The sequence below is a fragment of the Dendronalium sp. ChiSLP03b genome (genome assembly GCF_034531165.2).
GTDB classification, from domain to species: domain Bacteria; phylum Cyanobacteriota; class Cyanobacteriia; order Cyanobacteriales; family Nostocaceae; genus Dendronalium; species Dendronalium minutum.
In genome coordinates this window covers 17281-41950 of record NZ_JAVRBR020000061.1, presented here as the reverse complement: position 1 = coordinate 41950, position 24670 = coordinate 17281, and the positions used below count along the sequence as shown (strand labels likewise).

Sequence of the window (24670 nt, the reverse complement as noted above, 5' to 3'; positions counted from 1 at the left end):
AGCTTCAACTAAAAGACTTTACTGGCGAATAAAATGCAACTCAAGTAATAATTGTTATTTCCAAATTTAATAATAAAATTCGATGCCACCGTAGCCAGTTTATTATTGGCTTTGGTTTGTAACGAAATTTATAGGTGTCAACTAGTAAATTCAGGCAAAAGGCAGAAGTCAGGAGGTGAGTCACTCTCCCCTTGGGAAAAGACTTGCGCTAACGCTGCGCTAACAGCACTCCCTCCTGCTTTCCTGGCCTTTGATAAGGAACACTATTCCTATAAATCCTCTATTCCCTCGGCTTCCAAATTATAGGCATCCATAGGATCTACGAACTCTGCCACATCTTCTTCCTCGTCTTCTTCCTCATCTTGGTAATAGTATTCAACAGATACATGTCGCACTAATCGACCAGTACTTTGCAACCAATCGAGCAAAGATTCCTCTTGCTTAAGAGGAATGATAGCTGTTAGCTGGTGACGAGGTTCTTCGTAGAGAGCAGGGTTAGACAGTTTAACCATTTTTGTTTACCCCCGAAGAATCTATATACTAAGTTGCGTTCAGCAATAGTATCTATATCTTCCCTGTGACTAAGTTACTATGTTTGATGGCAACTTTATATGATTAATAAGTTTGCTCGTTGTTTCTTTAAAAGCTTCTTCCTTATGGCAGATATTTTTTTATAATCGAGTATTAATTATAGACTGTGCAAAATATACTTGTTCGTGTTCAGGTGCTAAATAGTTAGTCAAGTCAACAGCACACTTTTTAGCACCTGATATATCTATTCGTCCGCTAATTTTTCTCGATCGGCATCGTGCGATAAATCAATAATTTCTCAATAATATTGCGAGTGCCTAGATTTATTATTTACTCCAGATACTGGTTTTTTCTGTTTTATTCTATGGGCTTTATTTCACAAACGAGTTCATATACAACAGTTTCTGGCGGCTCAGCAAACAAGGGCATCATCTTTTTCAAGATACTTTGGTAAGCCTCACTTTGATTAGCTGTCATATCTTCTACACTTTCCCAAAAAATTACGGAGATACCTTTATCTGTTCCTGGTTCTTGTAGCAGATATGCTCCTTTGAAGCCAGTAGTGTAAGTTAATACAGCTTCTTCATAAAGTTTTTTTGCCGCTTCAAATTTCCCTGGCTTGAATTCTCCAATAGCAACGTGAGCAAATTTATGTCTGAGAAAATCTTGAAAATCCATTATTTTTTTGACTCCGTATTCAAGTATGTTAACAGTTACAACACTAATTAGTATCAATGTCTTAATTGTTTCTAGTCGTAATTTTTACAAATAAAAACAAACAACCGCTAAAAAGAAAGCAAAATTTAATATTTAAGAATTATGAATACAACTTAGTTTTAAATATCTTAAGTAAAAACTTAAAACTTAATATTATTTACCAATTAATCGTATTTCCGCTCAGTTAATTCAGGAATCTTGCCTATTAATTGCCACTCCAGTAGAAAAATTACAAAAACTTATCAAATTCATGGAATTACCTGCTGGTATATTTTGAGCCTTGACGACTCTCTCGCTAATGCTATCGCCAGTTTCAAAATGCGAAAAACTTGCCCCTCGTTAGGGAAAGTTAAATCGGCGGTTAAAAATCGTATCTATCGGATCTACACAAGCAAAACCCGCCTGCGCGTCTGGTGTAGCTGGGGAATTGGAACTTGTAGACAATGCTCCGCGCTCTCTCAGGCTAAGGTAGGCTTCTTATAGGGTAACAACTGGTGTGCAACTTCCCGCCTGGAGGATTAGTATTTATTGTCACTTAAGTATTTAAGCTGATTGGGCGATAAGCATTGTTTCTGCAATGTTTGACTAGATTGGCAGTAGTTAGTCACAGAAATCAAATATTACATCAAAGAGTGGAGCGATCGCTATCCTGCAAACAACTTAATTTTATTTATTTCACGACAACAGGACTATCAAGCCCATCAAATAAGGTAATCTTTTTAGATAGCAGTTCTTCTATCCCTCATTTGACAATAAAATGAGTTTGACCACTACAAAATTTTATCAATGTCCCAACTTGTATGCTCATTTGGCTGATAAACCGTGCATATTATAAATCGCGCTTTTGGCATTGCTAGATTCATCAATAAATTTGCTTAGTTTCTTATTAAATCTCAATAACTGCTGATTGCCAACGGTTTACTCACTTTAACTTTCGCTATATCGTTCTAATTCGATAAGATAATGAGAATTGACGAATTAACTATGCGATTCAACGATCGGTTGATTGATTTACCAAATTTATATCATGTTATAGATTATTCTCCCTTAACGATTAGCCCTGATAGTTATGTAGTCGATGCTGTTATCTTGATGAGTCAGCAACGAAGTGATAATTTACCACTGAGCAGCTTTAGTTCGTCGTTAGACTCAAATAGATGCAATCAGCGACAAACTAGTTGTATTTTAGTTGTAGAAGCAGGACATCTCTTAGGAATATTTACAGACACAGATGTAATTAGAGTAACAGCATCTGGGATAGATTTATCTCAGGTAAAAATGGCTGAGGTGATGACACAGCCAGTTATTACCTCGATCCAATCGCCATCACATTCTCAGGATATCTTCACAGCCTTGTCATTATTGCATCAATATCAGATTCGCCATCTACCGATTTTGGATGAGCAAGGACAATTAGTAGGAATCGTCACTGAAACTTGCCTGCTGCAAGCCTTTGACTTAGTGAAAATGGTTGGTGTCGTCGCCGCCTTACAGCAACATTTACAAGACCCAACAAATGATTTAGAGCAGGAGAATCGGCACATAGAGGCAGTACGCTGTCAAACTTATAATTATTTAAAACAATGGATTGATGCACAATCTGCTGAAGTCATGCAAGTTAACCAAGAACTTCAGCTAACCCTTGAAGAACTACAAGTAGCGGAAGAAGAACTGCGCCAACAAAATGTAGAACTAGCTTTTGCCCGTGAAACAGCAGAATTTGAACGCCAGCGTTACCAGGATTTATTTGAGTTTGCTCCAGACGGTTACTTGGTGACCGATGTTTATGGTTTTATCCAAGAGGCTAATAATGCAGCAGGGACTTTACTCTCTGTGCGCCAAAACTATTTGGTGGGTAAACCATTAATTTTATTTATTGCTGAGCAAGACCGCCATCGGTTCATTACCCAACTACAAAGTTTGCAAGATGTCCAAGACTGGGAAATTTATCTTCAGCCACAGGATCGCAAACCTTTCCCAGCTAGCATCAGGATTGCTACTGTGTACAATTCACAGCGGCAGCGAGTTGGCTGGCGTTGGTTGGTATCTAACATTAGCGAACACAAACAAGCAGAAGCAGCATTGCGCCAGGCTACTGATGAATTAGAACAACGAGTAGCAGAACGCACAGCAGAACTTGTGGTTGCTAACGAACTCTTACAACAGGAAATCATTGAGCGCCAACATGCCGAGGAGGCATTGCGGCAAAGCGAGCAACTCTATCGTCAACTGATTGAGAGCCAAACTGACCTTGTGATCCGCATAGATTTACAGCAGCAGATTACCTTTGCCAATACAGCAGCTTGCCAAACATTGGGCTGGCAATTGGATGAGTTACGCGGTCAATCATTGACTCAATTTTGCCATCCAGATGAACTGCGGCAAGCGAAGCAACATCTGAGGGCGATCGCCTCACCACCCCATCACTTAACCATTAGCGAGCAACGCATATTCACAGTTAACGGTTTTCGCTGGTATCAATGGAACGTCACAGCGATCGAAGATGAAACAGGAAAGGTAGTTGAAATTCAGGGAGTAGGCAGAGACATCACCGATCGCAAGCAGATGGAGATAGCACTGCGAACCAGCGAGGAGAAATTTCGCCATTTTGCAGCAAATATCAATGCAGTTATCTGGATTATTAGCCCAGATCCCTACCAAACCTTGTACGTTAGTCCTGCTTATGAGCAGATTTGGGGACGCTCTTGTCAAAGTTTATGCGAACAGCCGGAAACTTGGATAGACAACGTTCATCCAGAAGATCGCGATCGCGTCAGAACAACAGTAGCCCAACAACTTCTCAATGGTGAATCTGCTACATTGGAATATCGGATTTTGCGTCCTGATGGCTCAATTCGCTGGATCTGGGATCGCAGCTTTCCTATTCGCGATGAACAAGGAAAAGTTTGCTGCTACGGTGGCATTGCCGAAGATTTCACCGAACGCAAGCAAGTAGAAGAGTCATTGCGCGAGAGCGAAGAGAAATTTCGCCATTTTGCCGCCAACACCCACGCTCTGCTCTGGATTGCCAACCCAGAGACAGGAGACAATTTGTATGCTAATCCTGCTTATGAAAAAATTTGGGGTCGTTCTGTTCAAAGTCTGCGCGATCGACCTAGCTCTTGGATAGATACAGTTCACCCAGAGGATCGCGATCGCGTTATAGCAAAACTAGCGCAACATCAGCGTGGAGAGTCCAGCGATATAGAATATCGCATTTTGCGTCCAGATGGCTCAATTCGCTGGATCTGGGATCGGGGCTTCGTCATGCAGGATGAACAAGGAAAAGTTTACTCCTGTGGTGGCATTGCCGAAGATATCACCGAACGCAAGCAAGCAGAAGAATCACTGCGACAGAGCGAGGAGCGACTGAGTTTAGCTCTGGAAGCCGGCCGGGTAGGTGTGTGGGATTGGAACCTTGTTAGCAACACCGCCGTTTGGTCTGCCAATTTAAGACCAATGTATGGTCTGCCAAGTGCCCCAGAACCTCCAACCTATGAAGAATATCTCGATTTAGTCCATCCAGAAGACCGCGAATCTGTGAGTCAAGTTGTGGCTGACACGATTAAACAAGGAACCAGACCTCCATTAAATTACCGAGTTATCTGGCCTGACGGCAGCATACACTGGTTATGCGGCACTGGTAAAGTTTACCATAACGAAATCGGCCAGCCCACAAGGATGATTGGTACAACCAGAGACATTACCGATCGCAAGCAGGCAGAGGAAGCACTTAAAGAAAGCGAAGAACGCTATCGTTCGGTTGTCACAGCCATGCAAGAGGGTATTCTCCTGATGGAGGTTGATGGCAGCATAGTAGCTTGTAATGCCAGTGCTGAAAACATTCTGGGACTTGCAGCCAACGAGATTATCGGCAGAACCGCTAACGATTCCTGTTGGCAGACTATTCATGAAGACGGCTCTCCCTTCCCTGGTGAAACTCATCCCACAACAATCACTTTAAATACAGGCAAACCTTGTTCGCATGTGGTGATGGGAGTCCACAAGCCCAACGGACAACTCACCTGGATTGAAATTAATTCCCAACCCTTATTTCGAGACAACGACCCCACTCCCTATGCTGTAGTCGCTTCGTTTTCTGATATTAGCGAACGGCAAGCCGCGAAGCGCGAACGCAAACAGGCACAACAGAAAATCAAAGAACAAGCAGCACTACTAGATATCGCCACTGACGCGATTCTCGTACGAGATTTCCAATCCCAAATCTTATTTTGGAATAAAGGTGCAGAACGTCTCTACGGTTGGCAGGCAGAAGAGGTTTTGGGTAAAGATGCTAAAGAGATTTTGTACAAAGAAACTTTGCCGAAAGTAGAAACGGCTGTGAGAACTGTAACTGAATCTGGCTCGTGGCAAGGTGAGTTACGTAAAGTTAAGAAATCTGGCAGAGAAATTATCGTAGAGAGCCGCTGGACACTGATGCGTGACGCTGCGGGACAACCCAAGTCTATCCTGAGTGTTGATACTGACATTACACAAAAGAAACAACTCGAAGAGCAATTTTTCCGTGCCCAGCGATTAGAAAGTCTCGGCACTTTGGCAGGTGGCATTGCTCACGACTTGAATAACATTTTGACACCAATTTTGGCATCAGCTCAACTACTACAAGTAAGATACACGCAAGACCAAGAGCGCTATCAGCACCTACTGGCAATTGTAGAGAACAATGCCAGACGCGGCGCTGCTTTAGTTAAACAAGTTTTATCTTTCGCACGCGGATTTAAAGGAGAGCGTACCATAGTCCAAATCAAACATCTGATTTCGGAAATTACCTTGATTGCCAAGCAGACATTTCCCAAATCTATTGAATTTGCGATCGCTGTTCCGGAAGATTTGTGGGCGATATTTGGAGATGTCACACAACTGCATCAGGTATTGATGAACCTAGTAGTCAATGCTCGTGATGCCATGCCAGACGGTGGCACTATTAAAATTTCTACAGAAAACATGTTTATTGATGAAGCCTATGCCAGGATGAATCTAGATGCCAAAGTCGGACATTACGTTGTGATGACTGTTGCCGATACTGGAATTGGAATGCCGCCAGAAATCTTGGATAGAATTTTTGAGCCATTTTTCACCACAAAAGAAGTTGGTACAGGTACAGGATTAGGTCTTTCTACCATGCTTGGGATTGTCAAAAGTCACGATGGTTTTGTGAATGTGTCTAGCCAGGTTGGAAAAGGAAGCCAATTTAAGCTTTTCTTGCCAGCAGTGCAGGCAACTCAAGCCATGAATATAGAAGAGATGGAATCGCCTACAGGTGATGGGGAGTTAATTTTAGTTGTCGATGATGAAGCTCAAATTCTCGAGATTACCACCATCATCTTAGAAAACTACAACTACAAAACTCTCACTGCCAGTAATGGTATCGAAGCGATCGCACTTTATGCCCAGCACAAGCATCATATCAGTGCAGTCTTGATGGATATGATGATGCCAGAGATGGATGGCACAACTGCCATCCGCACCTTACAAAAAATGAACCCAAAAGTGCAAATCATTGCTTGCAGTGGTCTTAATTCCAATGAAGCGTTTGTAGAAGATGATTGTACTAATGTCGAACTCATGTTATTGAAGCCCTTCACCGCCCAGGAATTATTGCATGGCTTACATCATGTACTCAAAAATCCAGAGTACTGAGATACTGAAACAAATACCAGCAGAAGCGATGCCAGCAAAAACCAAAGTGATATTAAGAAAGCCAGATTTAATCTGACTTTCCAAACTTGCGTATGTAACGTTATTTTAGAGAATTGTGATTATATGTCATGAATTAACAAGACGTGGTATAATCCCCTCTATGAAATTAAGCAACAATCGTCACTTTCCCCGTATCTAGGTCGTAACGACCTCCAACGATTTTGAGTTTGCCGGACTTTAGCTGCTCGCTTAAAAGCTGCGATCGCTGTAACTGTTCAATTTGATATTGCACATTTGCAACTACAGCGTTTTCAACTGGGTCACCTGGCCGATCCTTGACCCTGGCGACAGCGGGCTTAATTGCTTTGACAAAAGTACCAATGTCACCAGGCAGTTTTTGTTTTTGCACGGCTGCGGTTACTGCTCCACATCGCTCATGACCCAGTACCATTAGCACCGGCGTGCCTAACAGGGTGACAGCATATTCAATACTGCCTCTGGCTTCAGGTGTGGCAATATTTCCAGCAATTCGCACATCAAAGATATCCCCAACACCTTGATCGAAAACAATTTCTACAGGCACTCGGGAATCTGCACAAGTAAGGATAGTTGCAAATGGATGTTGAGCTTGAGCAACTTCCTTCAACCGTTCGGCAGTTTGATCCGGGTATTGGGCTTGATGCTGAATAAAGCGCTGATTTCCTTCTAGCAGCTTCTGTAGTGCTGCATCGGGACTGAGAGATTGAGGACTTTCGGCAGCTTTTGCAGGTTGAACTCGCCAGAGTAAATCGCTAGCAGTGACCATTACCCCAAATGCTCCTGTGACTCCTAACTTCAAGAAGTCACGACGTTCCATAGAATGCTTATTTTGATTCATGATTTTACAACGACGCTATGCATTTTGTAGAGCGAATTTCCATCACATCTGAGATGTAACAAGTACCGCCAAACTTGTTTAGTAGCGGTCTAATGTTTTCCACCACAGGCTTGACATGCTCTGGCATACAAAAGGCGAGGATATACACATTATCGAGCATCGTCATATCTAAATCTTCGGCTGTTCCTCGTAATCCTTTGCCAGCAACATTGCGGATGACAGCATGACCATGTACGCCTGACTTGTCTAAACCATCTAAAATTCTGCTAAGTTCAAACGAGTTGGCGATAATTTCTATCTTTTTAACTAGGTGCATATTATTACCTCCAAAACAGGTTAATTCCGTATAGATATAACGGAATTCCCACGATAATATTGAACGGGAATGTCACTGCCAAAGCGGTAGAAACGTACAGGCTAGGGTTCGCTTCCGGAACAGTCAATCGCATAGCTGCTGGCACAGCGATATAAGAAGCGCTGGCACATAACACAGCAAACAAGAGTGAATCTCCTGGAGGCAGACTGATGAATTTGGCGATCGCTAACCCAACGCCTGCATTAAGTATTGGAATTAGTATGGCAAATAAAACAAGAAAAACTCCTGTTTTTTGCAAGTCTTTAATTCTTCTAGCGGCGACTAGTCCCATGTCTAGTAAAAAGAAAGTGAGAACGCCATAAAATAACCCTTGTGTAAAGGGTTCTAAGACTTTCCAACCGTGTTCTCCTGTTAAGAAGCCAATTATGAGGCTACCAACTAACAGAAAGACCGAACTATTCAAAAATGCTTCTTGCAACACTTCCGGCCAAGAAAAGTCCCGCTTCTCATCAACTGTGAATAGATTCACTAAGATCAGACCAACAATGATGGCAGGAGATTCCATCAGGGCAAGAGCTGCCACCATATAACCATCAAAGTGAATGCCAAGCTCAGTCAAAAAGGCACTAGCGGTGATGAAAGTAACAGCACTGATAGAACCGTAAGTTGCAGCGATCGCAGCAGCATCATAAGTATCCAACTTCACTTTCAGAATAAAAAAGGTGTAAATTGGCACTAAACAAGCCATAAACATGGCTGCTGCGAGCGTCAGAATCACTTCCTGAGTGATCCCGCTTTTGATTAGTTCTACTCCCCCTTTAAAACCAATCGCAAACAGTAGATAAAGCGAGAAGAGTTTAGGTATAGGGGCAGGAATTTCCAGATCGGACTTGACAAAAACAGCAGTCATCCCCAGAAAGAAAAATAGAACTGGCGGATTCAGGATGTTGGATACAATCAAGCTGACATCCATTTCCACCCCTCCTCATACTGGTGAATTCTGCAATTCAAGAAATTTTTCATCTCAAAAAATTTAACTGATGGATCATGATGTATCGTGTATTGCTACCCCATGTCAATTGGTGAGGAAGTAAGTAGTTAGGCAAAAGTAATCACAAATGAAGTCAGGCAGAGGGGCGGAGGGGCAGCGGGAGATAAAACTTTTAACTCTTGTACAGACGCGTAGACGCTCGTAAGAGCGGCTTCTCGTAAGAGTATAATCGTGTCTCTACTGCTCACTTCCAACTCCTGTATGGGTGCAAGGTCTTGCATCCCTCCTAACTCAGCACTTTCAAGGCAGAACGCAGTCCCTATGAACTTCGTACACCCCAAAGGAATGATGCTCGTTCGCTCATGGTTGCACTCATGTAGCAATGGACAGTACAAAAGAATACTGCCGCCCTTTTGAGCAAGCGGTCGAACTGCAATCGCGATGGGGCGCTAATTACTTTGAGCGTCACGAAAAACCACAACTCAAGAAAAAGTGCTTGGTTAAATAGTTAGACAAACTTGGTTATCAAGTTAATTTAAATGAGGTTGCTGCTGCTTGTTAATTGATGTCAATCATCCATCAGCCACTAGTCAGCAACTTAATTAGGGAATTTATACTGTAAAGAAATATACTATATAATCACATTTTTTGATTTGCGTCTTATATCTCAAGGTAGACTTATCTATTTACATCTTCTATCTAAAGGTACAAAATAATGTTTAACTCCAAGTTGGGAAACCATAAAAAGGTTCATTCCCAAGACGATGCCTATTTATCTCTAGTGCAACCGAGGTCAAATGACGCAACCTTCAAATCAGGTCAAAGAGTGGGAACAACGTCGTTATGAAGCCAACCGCTACTACCAGCAGGGAAAATTTCAAGAATCTTTAGAGCTAGCAGCAGAAAACTTACATTTAGCTAGAGCAATTCCAGATCGAGCCAGAGAAGGGCATACATTAAACGACATTGGTTTAGCTCACCTCGGTTGCTGGGAACTTCAAACAGCACTAGAGTGTTTTCATCAGGCGCTTTTGGTTGCTGTTGAACTTGACAATGCAACTGCAAAGGCTACAGCATTCAGCAATCTGGGTTCTACCTACAGCCGACTGGGACAATTTTCCCAAGCCTTAGATTATTTTGACCAAGCCGCTGAAATCTTCAGGCAATTAGAGGACACTCAAGGTGAAGTTTCTACTCTCAACGATGTGGCACTAATTTATACCAAATTGGGAGAACCAAAACGAGCTTTGTTGCTACATCATCAAATTTTGGCAATGCGGCGATCGCTAGGAGACTTTTCTGGTGAGGCCACAACGCTAAACGGTATTGGGTTTGCATACAGCACCCTAGGCCAGTTTGAGAAAGCTCTACAATTTCTTCAAGATGCGCTGCCTATTCAACGAGCTGTCAAGAATTTGATTGGTGAGGCAACCACCTTGAATAATATCGCCTCTATCTATAGTGATATAGGACAACCTCAACAAGCGCTGTTGCTTTATCATCAAGTTTTGTTGACACGTCAGGCATTAGGCGATCGCTCTGGTGAAGCAACAACCCTTAATAACATCGGTTACACTTACAGTAACCTAGGACAACACAGACAAGCACTCAAGTTCTACAAAAAAGCCATTACCATTCATCGCGAACTTGGCGATCGTCTCGGAAAAATTTCAACTTTGCTGAATATGGGAAGCCTTTACGCTACAACAAAACGCAAAAAATTAGCGCGATCGTGCTATCAAAATGCCCAAGAATTAGCTGGACAAATCGAATATGAGCCACTCCTAGAAAAGGTACAGCTGTTCATGAATTCTCTGTAGGTTGAGCTAATTGGTTTGATTCCTACTCCTGTGATGCAGCGATCTGGAATCTTTTCATGAAGTTTATTGTGCCAAAAGATTGGTATAAGTATAACAATATTAATATCTGTGGGTAAGGATAAATACTGAAAAATTATCCTTACCCTTTTTTCTATACATGTATTTTGCTCGGTTTGGTAGGGTGTGATATTAAGTCGGTTGAACAGTTGTCATTGCTAACGGAGCTTCAGCGTAGTGAAGCAATCCCCAAAACTTGCGATTGCTTCGCTCGAATTCGTTGCACTCGCAATGACTTGCAATCGCTAATTAAACGGACGCGATATGAAGCGCGATCGCATTACGGTGTTCTGCCCAATACTTTAGGTGAATCCGAAAAATCTTCAAGATATAAATAAAGCGAAGGAATATAGGAATTACACTTGATATAGAGTGTAAAAATCCTGAAGAAAGAAATTTACTTTTGATAATGCTTATGGATTTGATGGTTAAAGATTTGGCGCAAATCGATCGCAAACTTTCTCAGCGCCATATTGACCTCGATCCGAGTGGATATTTCATTATCTACCTGGATCGAGAAGTAGGTTTAATTTATGCCAAGCATTTTACAAATGTGATTGATGAACGTGGTTTGGCTGTAGATCCAGAGACGGGAAAAGTAATTCCTGCCAAGGGAAAAGTGGAACGCACTCACACGACTGTTTTTAGTGGAAGAACAGCAAAGGAACTTTGCGTAAAAATCTTTGAAGAAACTCAGCCCTGTGTAGTGACTCAGTTGGATCATGCAGCTTATTTAGGTCGAGAATTTGTCCGCGCTGAGGTAGCTTTAGTAACAGGGCAAGAGTATGTTCAAGATTAAAGTTAGAAGCGAGAAGTGAGAAGTTAAAAACTCCTAATTCCTGTACGGGTGAATGGCCGTACCATCCGGGAACGCGCTTGAGCGAACGCCCCTACTGACTGCTAACTCTGTTTTTATCCATCAGAGGATGGTTGATTGATTTGGTAGATGTAGTAAGTCGCCATCGGAATAATGGTGGCGGCAATTAAAAGTCCTATTACCCAAGCAGTGGCGTTACCTTGGTCGGTTTCTTCTGCTTTCTTGAATGTGCCTTCTACTTGCACTTTGTCAACAATTTCGGGTGGCCCGGGATCGGGTTTTCCAGAGAGGACAGCAACCAAGCGATCGCTCGCATCTAGAAATGCTTGATTGTATTTGTTACCGTCCCGTAAAGGTACGCCCAATGTTTCAGAAGCTACACTCTCGGCTATAGAGTCTGTTAACAAAGACTTGACTTTATCTCCGGTGATGATGTCAGTACCGTTAGTCACTGTGACCAGTACTAATAAGGTTTGATTGGCTTGCGCTTGTTTTGTCGGAAACCATTTTTCAAATAGTGCTTTAGTAAAACTTTCCGGCGTTTCTCCATAGTCGAGGCGGCGAACAGTCACAAATCTGACTTCGTTGCCAGTTTGCTTTGCCAAGTCTTCCAAGGCACCGCTAATTTTACCTTCATTCAGGCGGCTGATAACGTCACCTTTATCCAATACCCAAGTAGTATCGCCAGCTACGAGACTTGGCATTTGATACACACCTGTAGCGAATGCAGGTGAAGCAAACAGCGAAGAACCTACAATACTGATTAGCAGCGGTAGAATAAACCGGATAACGTGTTTTTTAATGCTAAATAATTTGTTGAGGAGCTGTTGCATCGGATGATCCCTTAAGACAGACTAGCACCAAAAATACTACACAACCAATGTCAAAATCACCTTATTCACGGATCAAAAATAAGGAATAGATGACAGATGACAGTCATCAGTTGTTAGGAGTCACAAGCAAAAGTTCCCTCATCGCCTCCGCCCCCCTGTTCTCTACCCCCCCTGACCTCTAAGAGACTGGTGACTCATTCTGATGTAGGATAACGGAGGCAAGAAGACAAATTTGCAAATAAATGTAAAGAATATATATATATTTCACAAGTAGATTTAGTTACTCACTTTATTCTGACTTAGGTAGCTTCATGTCCATGACTACGATCGCCCCCGAACAAGTTAACAGCATCGTTTGGAATCAGCATTCCGATCCCTTTGAAATACTTGGTTCTCATCCCATAGAGCAAAATGGCCAAAATGTCTGGGCTGTGCGAGCCTACCTACCAAATGCAAGTGAGGCATGGGTAGTTCTTCCTGAGGAACGGCAGGAATACCCAATGCACACCGTACATCATCCGCACTTTTTTGAATGCACCATTGAAACAGCAGAACTGGCAAACTACCAGTTACGGATTAAAGAAGGAGAGCATGAGCGTGTCACTTATGACCCCTATGCTTTCCGTTCTCCCCGCCTGACAGATTTTGACTTGCATTTGTTCACTGAAGGTAATCACCACCGGATTTACGAGAAATTGGGGTCGCACCTCGCAGAAGTAGACGGAGTTAAAGGCGTTTATTTTGCCGTTTGGGCACCCAACGCTCGTAATGTATCGCTCCTGGGAGATTTCAATCTTTGGGATGGGCGCAAACACCAAATGCGTAAAGGATCCACTGGTGTTTGGGAATTGTTCATCCCCGAATTAGAAGTGGGAGCACATTACAAATACGAAATCAAAAATTTTGAAGGACACATTTACGAAAAGTCCGATCCCTACGGTTTTCAGCAAGAACCCCGCCCAAAAACGGCATCCATTGTCACTGATTTAAGTGCTTATGCTTGGAGTGACGAAGAATGGCTAGAAAAGCGGCGACACACTGACCCTCTAACCCAACCTGTTTCAGTTTACGAAGTACATTTAGGCTCTTGGTTACATGCTGCTAGTGCGGAACCAGCTAAGCTACCTAATGGTGAAACTGAGCCTGTAGTGGTTGTTTCTGAACTGAAACCGGGGGCACGTTTCCTTACCTACCGGGAACTAGCAGACCGGCTCATCCCCTACGTTAAAGACTTAGGATACACCCATGTGGAACTGTTGCCAATTGCGGAGCATCCCTTTGATGGGTCTTGGGGTTATCAAGTAACTGGGTACTATGCTCCCACTTCGCGTTTTGGCAGTGCCGAAGATTTTATGTATTTCGTAGACCAATGTCACCAAAACGACATCGGTGTCATAGTGGACTGGGTTCCCGGTCATTTCCCGAAAGATGGTCATGGTTTAGCTTTCTTTGATGGTAGCCATCTATACGAACACGCAGACTCTCGCAAAGGCGAACACAAAGAATGGGGCACTTTGGTGTTCAACTACAGTCGCCACGAAGTGAGGAATTTTCTGGTAGCAAATGCTCTATTTTGGTTTGACAAGTACCACATTGATGGCATTCGCGTTGATGCTGTTGCTTCAATGCTCTACAATGACTATTGTCGCGAACCAGGAGAATGGCTACCTAACCAGTACGGTGGTAGAGAAAACCTGGAAGCAGCAGATTTTTTGCGTCAGGTAAATCACATTATTTTCAGCTATTTCCCAGGCGTTCTCTCAATTGCTGAAGAATCTACTTCTTGGCCGATGGTCTCTTGGCCTACCTACACAGGTGGACTGGGCTTTAACTTAAAGTGGAATATGGGCTGGATGCACGATATGCTGGACTATTTCAGCATGGATCCTTGGTTCCGCCAGTTTCACCAGAACAATATCACTTTTAGTATGTGGTACAACCACAGTGAAAACTTCATGCTGGCTCTGTCCCATGATGAAGTAGTACATGGCAAGAGCAATATTATCGGCAAAATGCCGGGAGATACATGGCAGAAGTTGGCTAATGTGCGTTGTTTATTTACCTATATGTTCGCTCACCCTGGTAAAAAAACCATGTTTATGAGCATGGAGTTTGCACAGTGGAGTGAGTGGAATGTCTGGGCAGATTTGGAGTGGCATCTACTCCAGCATGAACCACACCAACAGTTAAAACAGTTTTTCCAGGAGTTGAACCATCTTTACCGTTCCGAACCAACTTTGTACACTCAGGATTTTGCTGAACCGGGGTTTGAGTGGATTGACTGTAGCGACAACCGCCATAGTGTAGTTTCCTTTATCCGTCGCGATAAAGATTCTAATGATTTTGTTGTTGTAGTTTGCAACTTTACACCCCAACCTCATTCTCACTATCGCATTGGTGTACCGGAACATGGATTTTACACCGAGTTGTTCAATAGTGATGCGCGTCAGTATGGCGGTAGCAACATGGGTAACTTAGGCGGTAAGTGGACAGATCATTGGTCATTGCATAGTCGTCCCTATTCACTCGATTTGTGTCTGCCACCTTTGGGTGTGTTGATTCTCAAGTTAGATAAGAAGAAGACTGCTGAGGCGTTGGAAGGTTAATCGGACATTACATCTTTGCAGGATGATTTAATTGGTTTTGGGGATGGGCATTTCGCCCGTCCCTTGTTTTTTCACTGGTCTTCTTACCGACCCTACAATAAATCCTGTAAGAGTTGCAGATTTGCCATAAAAAGATAGCTCAATTGAGAAGTCAAAAAAAGTAAACTATCGTTAACTCAGTTACTTAAAGGATAAGAAACTTAGGATTTTAAACCGCAGCTAATCCTAGTTTTACTTTTATTTACAACAGTTTGCCTCCAAAATTTATTAAGCAATTAGAATCCTGGGAGGGAGTTATTAAAATAGCTTTTGATAGAGTTAATAATGCTGGACTAGAGGTAACCCCATTAAAACAACTTTAAAATATTCTTAGTTAATATCTGGGTTTATTTATGTAAAAAAAATAGTCCAAAAATCAAAAATCAAAAACTTTTTATTTAAGCTCCCATACCAGAATAACGCTTCAATCCCGCACGCCACAGTAAGCGATTTGCACCCAAAAATATTAATATCCAGCCCACCATTGATAAAAATCCCCGCCCTACATCTACGGGTATCCCTACTAAAAGACTTGCGGGGAAATCAATCAAGTAAGGAAAAGGTGTAAATAAAACTATAGCCCGCACAGGTTCAGGAAACACATCTAAAGGGGCGATCATCCCAGAAAAAAACAAAAAAAATAAAAACCAGAAATTTTCTAAAGCGCTAGCCCGTTCTGTCCAGAAGGCAAATAAGGCAAAGGTGTACTGAATCACAAACCGTAAAATAAAAGCCAACACTACCGCTAATGTAAACAGCAACACTTGACCCAAATTCGGCAACCAAAAAGCTTGGGGATATAGTAGAAAAAATAATGCTATTAACATCAGCGCAAACGGTATGCGAGCAACTCTTTCAGAAAGATGAGAGGCAACATGATGCCATACTGGATCGAGCGGCTGTAGCAATCTAGGCGATAGCTTGCCTTCCACTACTTCCTTTTCAAATTCCCAAATTACCCAGACAACTGTAATTTGCCTAACAACAAAAACTGTCAGAAAGTAACGGGCAAAATCTACAGGTGTCAAACCGAACTTTCCACCTTGCGCTGCTTGTATCCAGACACCCATAAGGATAATTGGTAAAGACCCAGACAAAACCCATAAAATCAGTTCTGCGCGATACTCAACCATATAGGCGTAGTACACAGAAAGCAAAGTCACAGCTTTTCTAATAATCCGCTTCATTTATTTCTTTCACGCTTGGAGCTAATTAAATGTAGGGTAACAAAGAGTTGAAGATGCGATGTCTTTTGACTCGCTCTACTCTTCAAGAACGGCTAGCCCTCTCCTAGAGGACTGTCAAATTAGAGGCAATATCGACAGGATGCTTCGGTGTGAGCTAAGTAGCATTACCCGCCAATGACCCATGCCACACCTATTTTTACCTTATTGAGCCATTTTTTAACACAACTGAAATCGCTGTATCCCATCACTGTTGACTGTTATCTCTCCAAACCAAGTAATTTATTTTACAAGACTACTTATTTGGGTTTAGTCTTTTTAACTTTTGTCAACATGAGTTCAGTATAAACCGAAACGTTATCAAATTTAGCAATTCTAACTATTCGTAATTAATAAATTTAGATATACATATATTTTATTGACGAAAGGCTTGAATTTTATTGAGTGCCGTGTAATACTGCTAAATTAATCACCGCTAAATCGGTAGATGATTAGTATTTTGTCAGATTATGTTGCTAGTACCGTAGATATAAGTCATTTAGGTCTACTAATCGTTAGATGACTTCTGCTAGTCATTTCTGTGGTTTTAAAAGATATTGCTATTTTGAATTAAGGAGTGAGAGCTAGTGAGCGCCCATCAATTAGCGTCTGAGCAATCATCTGCCAGTGGATCCAATCTAGATTTAGAGGCAGATGTTTTAGTTATTGGAGGTGGCCCGGCTGGTGCTTGGGCGGCTTACAATGCAGCTGCTCAGGGAGTACGGGTTGTTTTGGTAGACAAAGGCTACTGTGGCTCTAGTGGAGCAACTGCGTCAGGTGGCACCAGTGTTTGGTATGTAGCAAACCCCGACCAACGGGAAACCGCTATGGCTAGTAGGGAAGCTCTAGGAGGATTTTTATCAGAGCGATCGTGGATGGAGCGAGTTTTGGATCGGACTCATGCAAATCTGCATCAGTTAGGTAACTGGGGTTATCCTTTTCCCTCTGACCAACAAGGACAACCTTACTATCGTTCGCTCCAGCAAGGGGCAGAATACATGCGCCTGATGCGTAAGCAAGTCAAGAAAGCCGGAGTGCAAATTCTTGACCATAGTCCTGCTTTGGAATTGCTGGTAGATAGCGAAGGAGCAGTAGCTGGGGCGAAAGGAATTCGTCGCCAAGTGGGTGGACGCTGGACAGTGCGAGCCGGAGCAGTAGTAATTGCCACTGGTGGTTGTGCTTTTTTAAGTAAAGCCCTCGGTTGCAACGTTCTAACTGGAGATGGTTATTTAATGGCAGCAGAAGCTGGAGCGCAAATGTCAGGGATGGAATTTTCTAATGCCTATGCCCTCACTCCTGCCTTTGCTTCTGTTACTAAAGGAGCTTTTTATCGCTGGGCAACATTCACTTACGAAGATGGCACGCTAATTGAGGGTGCTGGCTCTCAACGGGGACGCTCTGTGATTGCCAAGACATTGCTAACCCAGCCTGTATACTGTAGCCTCCACAAAACTCCAAAAGAAGTACAAACTTGGATGCGAACCATCCAGCATAATTTCTTCCTACCTTTTGACAGGAGTGGAATTGATCCTTTCACTCAACGCTTCCCAGTTACACTGCGTTTGGAAGGCACAGTAAGAGGTACTGGCGGCATTCGGATTGTAGATAATTCTTGTGTTACCTCAGTACCTGGACTCTATGCAGCTGGAGATGCAGCTACAAGGGAATTAATTTGTGGTGGCTTTACAGGGGGTGGTAGTTACAATGCTGCTTGGGCAATGTCTTCCGGCTATTGGTCAGGACAAGCGGCGGCTGAATATGCTCGTCAATTGGGAGCAAAAGCAAACCAAAGACAAGTGCATTCAATTGGACAGGCAGCAGTTAGTTCTGAGAGTAGCCACACTTTTAACCCCCAGGAAGTTATCCGCGCTGTTCAAGCAGAAGTATTACCCTACGATCGCAACCTCTTCCGGACTGAACGCGGCTTGAGCGATTCTCTGGAATGCTTGCATGGTTTGTGGCGAGAAATCCGCCATAGTGCGGCCCCAGCAGATAACCAAGTATTACCAGCACGAGAAGCTGCGGCAATGGTCGCTACTGCACGTTGGATGTATACTTCAGCACAAGCAAGAACAGAAACTCGTGGAATGCACAAGCACCAGGATTATCCCCAGCAAGATTCTAACCAGCAATATCGATTAATTAGTGGTGGATTGGATACAGTCTGGGCAAAGCCCGAACAGGAAGTAGTCAATAGGGAGTTAGTTGCACTGTGATTGAATTAGTAAGTGAATCTCGTTGTATTAAATGTAATCTTTGCGTCACCGCCTGTCCTACCAATGTTTTCGATGCAGTACCGGGACGTGCGCCTAAAATTGCTCGCCAGAGCGATTGTCAAACCTGTTATATGTGCGAACTATACTGTCCCGTTGATGCACTGTATGTCGATCCCAACGCTGAGGAATCAGTTCCAGTGGATGAAGATACTTTGGTAGCATCTGGGTTGCTTGGCAGCTATCGGGAAGACATAGGCTGGGGAAAGGGACGCACACCTGCCGCTAAAAAGGAGAAGTCTGCCTACTACTATCCAGCTATGCAAAGTAGCAGCAATCTTGCTACAGATGCTCAGGGCAGGATTCTTCCTTGGGGAGCGCAGCAGTCTACTAATTCGTAACTCGTAATTCGTAATTCGTAATTGAGAAATTCCCTACTCTCCATTTCAGTCTATGAGTTCCCACGCACTTGAGCGCAGTTTTCTGAATCGTCTTTTGGCTTCAGTAACAACTTTTGCGCTTTTATTAAGTCTTACCAGTTGTACTTCCCAACAAAGCCAGTCTCATAACTCAGCAGTAGCTTCCTCAAATACTGGAGCAAATCTGGCAGAGGCGAAAACACTAGTTTTACGAGTCGGTTTCATCAGTTCTGAAAGCAAGTTGCCAATCGGGCCGGAGGGTTGGGCTTTTAAAAAGGGGACATTGACTCCTGCGCTCAAAAGCCTGGGTGTGACGGAAGTGAAATTTATTCCCTTTGTGGGAGGCCCATCCCTAAACGAAGCCTTAGTTAGTGGTCAGTTAGACATAGGTTTGTATGGAGATACGCCAGCTTTAGTTGGTAGAGCAGCAGGTTTGCCAACTAAATTGATTAATCAAACACGGGTGGGTCAGAATGCTTGGTTAGTTACCAAGAAAAATGGCCCGCGCTCAGTTGCACAACTTAAAGGTACAAAGATAGGAGTTGCTAAAGGCACTTATCTTCATCGATATCTGATGGGTTTGTTGGAACAAGAGGGACTGACCAAGGATGTAAAGGTGTTGCAGATCCCTTCTGCTGACGCTAAGGCTGCTATAGAGAGAGGAGATATTGCCGCCTATCCATTTGCTATGGGAGCTGGACCAACATTAGTTTCTCAAGGATTTCCAGCAATTGATGAAGCCAAAGATCATCAGGGACTAGTTGGGACAGGGGTAAGTGTCGTGACAGAAAGTCTCGTATCTCGCCACCCAGAATTGCCGCAAAAGTGGAACCAAATTAGACAACAAGCATTGCAGGATATCAAAGCAAATCCACAGGCATTTTACAAGTTTGCTGCTCAGGCAAGTGGTGATGTGCCATTGGCGATCGCTAAACAATCCTATCCACTAGACCTTTATCCCCCTGAACCTTTTACGCCGGAAGGATTGAAACTCTTGAATTCAACAAAGCAGTTTCTAGCCGACCAGAAATTGTTGAAGTCAGATTTTGATATCAAAGATTGGCAAATCCCGAATCCCTAAAAGTTTTAGCAAAGGTTACTCTCGCATTTTTGGGGAAGTTCCGCCCTTCCCCTTTTCTTAATTCTATTAAGGAGTAAATATCGTGAATAGTCCTATTCGTCAAAATTCCTCTAACCTAGATTTAGTCACAGATGTATTAATTATTGGAGGTGGCCCATCTGGAACTTGGGCTGCTTGGAATGCAGCAAGCGGTGGGGCAAAAGTCGTTTTAGTAGACAAAGGTTACTGCGGTACAAGTGGTGCAGCCGCAGCTTCTGGAAATGGCGTATGGTACATTCCACCAGACCCAGAACAACGGGAAGCAGCAATGGCAAGTCGAGAAGCTATGGGAGGGTTTCTTGCAGACCGCCATTGGATGACTAGAGTATTAGATCGCACCTACGACAACATTCATTCTCTCGCAGATTGGGGCTATCCTTTCAGCGTTGATGCCAATGGACAAGTCATCCGCCGCTCTTTGCAGGGGCCGGATTATATGCGGTTCATGCGGAAAAAGGTTAAGCAAGCAGGAGTCAAAATTTTAGACCACAGTCCGGCTTTAGAGTTGCTTGTGGATGCAGAAGGCGCTGTAGCTGGAGCTAAAGGGATAAATCGTCAATCTGGAGAGCGTTGGACAGTCCGAGCAAAGGCAGTTGTCATTGCTACAGGTGGCTGTGCTTTCTTGAGTAAGGCTCTTGGTTGCAATGTTCTCACAGGGGATGGTCTATTGATGGCAGCCGAGGCAGGCGCTGATTTTTCTGGCATGGAATTTTCCAACGCCTATGCCATTTCTCCTAGTTTTTCCTCCGTCACCAAGACTCGTTATTACGATTGGGCATCTTTTACTTATGAGGATGGCACGGTAATTGAGGGTGCAGGTTCTAAGCGCGGTCGTTCGGTAATTGCCAAAACATTGCTGACTCAGCCAGTTTATGCGCGTCTGGATCAAAATATGGATGAAGCGACAAAAGCCTGGATGCGGGCATCTCAGCCTAACTTCTTTGTCGTCTTCGATCGCGCTGGGATTGACCCCTTTACTCAAAGATTTCCTGTAACCTTACGCTTGGAAGGAACTGTACGCGGTACTGGTGGCATTCGGATAAAAGACTACACCTGCGCTACCTCAGTTAATGGACTCTATGCAGCAGGAGATGCAGCCACTAGAGAATTAATCTGTGGTGGATTCACCGGCGGTGGTAGCCATAATGCAGCCTGGGCAATGTCCTCTGGCTATTGGTCTGGACAATCTGCTGCTAGCTATGCGCTGAGTTTAGGAGAACAAGCAACCCAGCGCAGTATACGCCCAGTTGGTGAAGCGGGATTGCATGGTGAAGGTAATAATAGATTCTCCCCAGATGAAGCGATCGCCGCAACTCAAGCTGAAGTTTTCCCCTACGATCGCAACCTCTTCCGCACTGCTACAGGTTTAAGTGCATCCCTAGATAGACTAGATGACCTCTGGCAAGAAATTCGCAATAGCAAAACACTAGACGATAGCCAAATTGTGCGATCGCGGGAAACTGCGGCAATGGTTGCTACTGCCCGTTGGATGTACAACAGTGGTTTGCAACGTCAGGAAACTAGAGGAATGCACAAGCGCGTGGATTACCCGCAACAAGACCCTAATCAACAATATCGCCTGCTGAGTGGTGGGTTAGACAAAATTTGGGTCAAACCTGAGTCAGTAGTTGCAAATCGGGAATTAGTCACAGTGTGATTTTTGAGAACTAGGGAATTTCTCAACAAACGCTTTTGGGATAGGAGGAAATAGGGAAGTTATCTCATTTGTTCCTGTTCCCTTTTTATTTGCACTTAGTTCATGAAATTATTACCTAAATTTAGATTCAAATTGAATCTCGATCTACCTGCCTTTAGATCGCGTAATTATCGCCTTTACTTTGCTGGACAAGCTTTGTCTATGACAGGCAACTTCATGACACAAGTAGCGATTCTCTGGCTGATTTATCGATTGACCGATTCTGCTTTGCTACTGGGGTTGGCAGGGTTTTTTGGACAATTGCCAGTGTTTGCACTAGCCCCAATATCAGGAATTTTAGCCGATCGCTATAACCGCTATCACCTGTTGCTGCTATTTCAGGTCGTAGGCTTTTTAATATCTATAACTCTGACGATTATCACATTTCTAGGTTGGGCAAATTTTTGGACATTGCTGATTCTGAGTGCATTTTTGGGGTTTTTGAAGGGTTTAGATGTGCCTGTACGTAACGCATTTGTTAGTGATATGGTTAGCCGCGAACTGATGGGAAATGCGATCGCCCTGAATGCAGCCTTCCTTAATGGTGCGCGTTTATTTGGCCCGGCACTGGGTGGCATTTTGATTGCTCAGTTTGACGCGGGATTCTGCTTTCTTTACGATAGTCTCAGCTATCTTATTGCTATTTGGGCAATCTCAGCAATGCAGATTACACCCCGAAAAGTGGAAATACAGACGAGTAATACTTGGCAGAAATTGAGAGAAGGGTTTCAATATGCCTATTACTTCCTGCCTGTGCGTTCCATCCTACTGTTACTGGCAGTAGCTAGTTTAGTAGGTATGTCATACACGACACTTCTACCCATCTTTGCAGTAGAAGTTCTGCGCGGAGGATCGGAAACGTTAGGCTTTCTAACAGCCGCAGCAGCGATGGGATCGGTATTTGCTTGTGTTTACCTCAGCTTTCGTCATAGTGTTATGGGTTTAGAGAGACTAATAGCCTTCTGTCCAGCCATCATGGGGATTGGCTTCATCTTTTTCTCTCTATCTCAAGTCTTCTGGATTTCTCAGTTAGCTTTGGTTTTAGTTGGCTGGAGTTCTACGCTTCAAGTAGCTGCCAGCAACACAGTGCTGCAATTTATTGTGGAAGATAGCAAACGGGGTAGAGTGATGAGCTTTTATGCTATGTGCTTTATGGGTATGGCTCCTTTTGGTAACTTAGTAGCAGGAACTCTAGCACATTATTTCAAGGCTCCGAACACTCTCATTTTGGGTGGTGTAGTTTGCGTCGTGGGTTCGGTGCTGTTCGCGCAACAATTGCCCCAAATGGCGAAGTTAATTCACTTGGGGACGAATCAAGTGGCAAGTAATTAACTGAGATTTTATATTTACCCAAGCGATCGCTCTTTATCTTGCCTTGAGACTGCCACCTTTTTAGCAATAGCCATAATGTGAGCGCTCACACCTAGTGTAGAAGGTTCAGTCTCCAGCCAGCGAATGGCTTGTAGGAGTCTTTGGCGGCGACTTGGTTCACTCCAATGTTCCTCAAAATTTTGTAGGAATTTGCCTGGTCCTTCTGAGGCAAGTAGCGGCTAAGAAGCTCTTGAGTGCGAACTAGTTCAATCGGATTTGTACGCTTTGATAAGCGTTCAACTTCCAGACCACGCTCATAATAAGCTAGTACCTCATCCAAAAGCAGGTTTTGTAAATTAGACTTGTCTGACATGAAATTTCCTCTTTTTAAGATTTAATCTATGAAAACCTCTGTGACTAAATAGCAAACAATTTCCCTCTCAAACGAAGTGCAGATTCAATAGAAGCGCGCCTTGCTAAACTCCATATTGTGGCTTGGTTTGCAGTAACTACAGGAATATTTAAATCTGCCTCTAATTCTTCGATCGCCTCAAATGTTCTCCATGCCGTACAGGGCAACACAATAGCATCTGCACCTTTATGAGAAACTTTCTTGATAAAAGCTGCGGCTTGATCGGGCGACTGATGCCAAAGGTAATTCTTTTTTGCTACTTCTTTGGGACGTTCATCACCTTTAAACCCCACTAATTCAAAAGGCGCTTCACTCAAAAATGTTTTTAGTGTTTGGTTGTTCCATTCTGGATAAGGGGTGACTACAGAAATTTTCTTGACCTTTAGATGTGCCAACGCTTCTAATAGAGCCAGAGCTGGCACAACAAATGGTACTCCTTGCACCTGCGCCAAACGTTGCTCTAACTGTTCGGCGAAAACTCGCCCTCGATAAAATGTTGCCGTAGTGAAGCCGTATGCTCCAAAATGCACCTTGGCTTTGGCTAATTTTTCTACTTCTTTAACGGCCTCTTCATTGATGTCATCCATTGATTCATAGCTTTCATAGGCGTGCGAGTGTTTGGCAATCACGCGATGGGCATGAATACTGACTTGACTGGAAAAAGCACAATGAAAGTCAGGCTCAAACGTGGTGTTGCCTGCTGGTACTAACAAGCCAAGGCGGAACCACCTATTAGAGTCAGCCATTGAACACATATGACACCTTTTTTTACAAACCTGATTATGTCTACAATATTTATTTAGATAGTCTAATAATTAGGTATACATATTTCGGAAAGGCTGTATAATAATTATACTACGATAAATCGACCGACAAAGTGTAATATATCATTTAGCAGTCAAATTATTTAATCGCACGGATAGACACATTTCGCTTCTGTATTATTGCTCTGGTTTGAGTTGTGCAATCTTATATAGTCTGCGTTCACAATCGTTACTAGGAAAGGATTTC

20 protein-coding genes are annotated in these 24670 nt (G+C 43.3%); 11 read left to right on the top strand and 9 right to left on the bottom strand.

Annotated features, from left to right (window positions below; translation table 11 throughout):
- Positions 1–269 precede the first annotated feature (269 nt).
- Together RMY31_RS15480 and RMY31_RS15475 are read right to left on the bottom strand one after the other, a co-directional pair.
- On the bottom strand, positions 270–512 hold the full coding sequence (locus RMY31_RS15480; RefSeq protein WP_322659011.1) for a DUF3134 family protein: 243 nt from the start codon (positions 510–512) through the stop codon (positions 270–272).
- A 376-nt stretch (positions 513–888) separates the two neighbouring features.
- A complete protein-coding gene (locus RMY31_RS15475; RefSeq protein WP_322659056.1) occupies positions 889–1212 on the bottom strand; it encodes an antibiotic biosynthesis monooxygenase in 324 nt (107 codons plus the stop codon).
- A 999-nt stretch (positions 1213–2211) separates the two neighbouring features.
- Here RMY31_RS15475 and RMY31_RS15470 point away from each other — a divergent pair.
- Positions 2212–6909, top strand: a complete 4698-nt coding sequence (locus RMY31_RS15470) for a PAS domain S-box protein (RefSeq protein WP_409877979.1) — start codon at positions 2212–2214, stop codon at positions 6907–6909.
- 166 nt (positions 6910–7075) lie between these two features.
- Here the strand turns inward: RMY31_RS15470 and RMY31_RS15465 are convergent, their stop codons facing one another.
- From RMY31_RS15465 to RMY31_RS15455, 3 genes are read right to left on the bottom strand one after another with little or no spacing between them, the layout of a single operon-like run.
- The gene (locus tag RMY31_RS15465) at positions 7076–7765 is read right to left on the bottom strand and encodes a carbonic anhydrase (RefSeq protein ID WP_322659055.1); all 690 of its coding nucleotides are present in this window, start codon (positions 7763–7765) and stop codon (positions 7076–7078) included.
- A gap of 25 nt (positions 7766–7790) precedes the next feature.
- A complete protein-coding gene (locus RMY31_RS15460; protein WP_214432737.1) occupies positions 7791–8102 on the bottom strand; it encodes a P-II family nitrogen regulator in 312 nt (103 codons plus the stop codon).
- Between the two features lie 4 nt (positions 8103–8106).
- A complete protein-coding gene (locus RMY31_RS15455) occupies positions 8107–9075 on the bottom strand; it encodes a sodium-dependent bicarbonate transport family permease (RefSeq protein WP_322659009.1) in 969 nt (322 codons plus the stop codon).
- Between the two features lie 400 nt (positions 9076–9475).
- On the opposite strand from RMY31_RS15455, the gene RMY31_RS15450 reads away from it, so the two are divergent.
- From RMY31_RS15450 to RMY31_RS15435, 4 genes are all read left to right on the top strand, one after another.
- Positions 9476–9601, top strand: a complete 126-nt coding sequence (locus RMY31_RS15450) for a hypothetical protein (protein ID WP_409877978.1) — start codon at positions 9476–9478, stop codon at positions 9599–9601.
- A 289-nt stretch (positions 9602–9890) separates the two neighbouring features.
- On the top strand, positions 9891–10913 hold the full coding sequence (locus tag RMY31_RS15445) for a tetratricopeptide repeat protein (RefSeq protein WP_322659008.1): 1023 nt from the start codon (positions 9891–9893) through the stop codon (positions 10911–10913).
- Positions 10914–11119: 206 nt separating this feature from the next.
- Entirely contained in the window at positions 11120–11308 is a 189-nt protein-coding gene (locus RMY31_RS15440) for a hypothetical protein (RefSeq protein ID WP_322659007.1), read from the top strand.
- Positions 11309–11385: 77 nt separating this feature from the next.
- Positions 11386–11769 carry a DUF4346 domain-containing protein gene (locus RMY31_RS15435; protein ID WP_322659006.1) on the top strand — a complete coding sequence of 128 codons (384 nt, stop codon included), beginning with the start codon at positions 11386–11388 and terminating at the stop codon, positions 11767–11769.
- A gap of 113 nt (positions 11770–11882) precedes the next feature.
- On the opposite strand, the gene psb32 is transcribed toward RMY31_RS15435, so the two are convergent.
- On the bottom strand, positions 11883–12620 hold the full coding sequence (gene psb32 / locus RMY31_RS15430) for a photosystem II repair protein Psb32 (RefSeq protein WP_322659005.1): 738 nt from the start codon (positions 12618–12620) through the stop codon (positions 11883–11885).
- 311 nt (positions 12621–12931) lie between these two features.
- On the opposite strand from psb32, the gene glgB reads away from it, so the two are divergent.
- On the top strand, positions 12932–15226 hold the full coding sequence (glgB, locus tag RMY31_RS15425; protein ID WP_322659004.1) for a 1,4-alpha-glucan branching enzyme: 2295 nt from the start codon (positions 12932–12934) through the stop codon (positions 15224–15226).
- Positions 15227–15663: 437 nt separating this feature from the next.
- Here glgB and RMY31_RS15420 read toward each other — a convergent pair whose 3' ends face one another.
- Complete coding sequence (locus tag RMY31_RS15420; RefSeq protein WP_322659003.1) at positions 15664–16452, bottom strand: ABC transporter permease; 789 nt, start codon at positions 16450–16452, stop codon at positions 15664–15666.
- A gap of 623 nt (positions 16453–17075) precedes the next feature.
- On the opposite strand from RMY31_RS15420, the gene RMY31_RS15415 reads away from it, so the two are divergent.
- From RMY31_RS15415 to RMY31_RS15395, 5 genes are all read left to right on the top strand, one after another.
- Positions 17076–18704: an FAD-binding protein gene (locus RMY31_RS15415; protein ID WP_322659002.1), complete on the top strand. Its 1629-nt coding sequence runs from the start codon at positions 17076–17078 to the stop codon at positions 18702–18704.
- Complete coding sequence (locus RMY31_RS15410; protein ID WP_322659001.1) at positions 18701–19102, top strand: 4Fe-4S binding protein; 402 nt, start codon at positions 18701–18703, stop codon at positions 19100–19102. Before RMY31_RS15415 ends, RMY31_RS15410 begins: the two co-directional genes overlap by 4 nt.
- A 52-nt stretch (positions 19103–19154) precedes the next feature.
- Positions 19155–20201, top strand: a complete 1047-nt coding sequence (locus RMY31_RS15405) for an ABC transporter substrate-binding protein (RefSeq protein WP_322659000.1) — start codon at positions 19155–19157, stop codon at positions 20199–20201.
- A gap of 79 nt (positions 20202–20280) precedes the next feature.
- Positions 20281–21897 (top strand): FAD-dependent oxidoreductase, encoded by a 1617-nt coding sequence (locus tag RMY31_RS15400; protein WP_409878011.1) that lies wholly within the window; start codon positions 20281–20283, stop codon positions 21895–21897.
- A gap of 102 nt (positions 21898–21999) precedes the next feature.
- Positions 22000–23268 (top strand): MFS transporter, encoded by a 1269-nt coding sequence (locus RMY31_RS15395; RefSeq protein WP_322658998.1) that lies wholly within the window; start codon positions 22000–22002, stop codon positions 23266–23268.
- A gap of 91 nt (positions 23269–23359) precedes the next feature.
- On the opposite strand, the gene RMY31_RS15390 is transcribed toward RMY31_RS15395, so the two are convergent.
- A complete protein-coding gene (locus RMY31_RS15390) occupies positions 23360–23620 on the bottom strand; it encodes a hypothetical protein (RefSeq protein ID WP_322658997.1) in 261 nt (86 codons plus the stop codon).
- Between the two features lie 44 nt (positions 23621–23664).
- Positions 23665–24405, bottom strand: coding sequence for an aspartate/glutamate racemase family protein (locus RMY31_RS15385; RefSeq protein ID WP_322658996.1), 741 nt, complete (start codon positions 24403–24405; stop codon positions 23665–23667).
- Positions 24406–24670 lie beyond the last annotated feature (265 nt).

Bases quoted from the DNA above. Each gene is read 5' to 3' on its own strand.
- RMY31_RS15435 (WP_322659006.1), top strand. From the start codon at position 11,386: ATGGATTTGATGGTTAAAGATTTGGCGCAAATCGATCGCAAACTTTCT.
- RMY31_RS15420 (WP_322659003.1), bottom strand. From the start codon at position 16,452: ATGAAGCGGATTATTAGAAAAGCTGTGACTTTGCTTTCTGTGTACTAC.
- RMY31_RS15465 (WP_322659055.1), bottom strand. From the start codon at position 7,765: ATGGAACGTCGTGACTTCTTGAAGTTAGGAGTCACAGGAGCATTTGGG.
- RMY31_RS15385 (WP_322658996.1), bottom strand. From the start codon at position 24,405: ATGGCTGACTCTAATAGGTGGTTCCGCCTTGGCTTGTTAGTACCAGCA.
- RMY31_RS15470 (WP_409877979.1), top strand. From the start codon at position 2,212: ATGAGAATTGACGAATTAACTATGCGATTCAACGATCGGTTGATTGAT.
- glgB (WP_322659004.1), top strand. From the start codon at position 12,932: ATGTCCATGACTACGATCGCCCCCGAACAAGTTAACAGCATCGTTTGG.
- RMY31_RS15450 (WP_409877978.1), top strand. From the start codon at position 9,476: ATGGACAGTACAAAAGAATACTGCCGCCCTTTTGAGCAAGCGGTCGAA.
- RMY31_RS15480 (WP_322659011.1), bottom strand. From the start codon at position 512: ATGGTTAAACTGTCTAACCCTGCTCTCTACGAAGAACCTCGTCACCAG.
- RMY31_RS15445 (WP_322659008.1), top strand. From the start codon at position 9,891: ATGACGCAACCTTCAAATCAGGTCAAAGAGTGGGAACAACGTCGTTAT.
- RMY31_RS15460 (WP_214432737.1), bottom strand. From the start codon at position 8,102: ATGCACCTAGTTAAAAAGATAGAAATTATCGCCAACTCGTTTGAACTT.
- RMY31_RS15405 (WP_322659000.1), top strand. From the start codon at position 19,155: ATGAGTTCCCACGCACTTGAGCGCAGTTTTCTGAATCGTCTTTTGGCT.
- RMY31_RS15455 (WP_322659009.1), bottom strand. From the start codon at position 9,075: ATGGATGTCAGCTTGATTGTATCCAACATCCTGAATCCGCCAGTTCTA.
- psb32 (WP_322659005.1), bottom strand. From the start codon at position 12,620: ATGCAACAGCTCCTCAACAAATTATTTAGCATTAAAAAACACGTTATC.
- RMY31_RS15395 (WP_322658998.1), top strand. From the start codon at position 22,000: ATGAAATTATTACCTAAATTTAGATTCAAATTGAATCTCGATCTACCT.
- RMY31_RS15390 (WP_322658997.1), bottom strand. From the start codon at position 23,620: ATGTCAGACAAGTCTAATTTACAAAACCTGCTTTTGGATGAGGTACTA.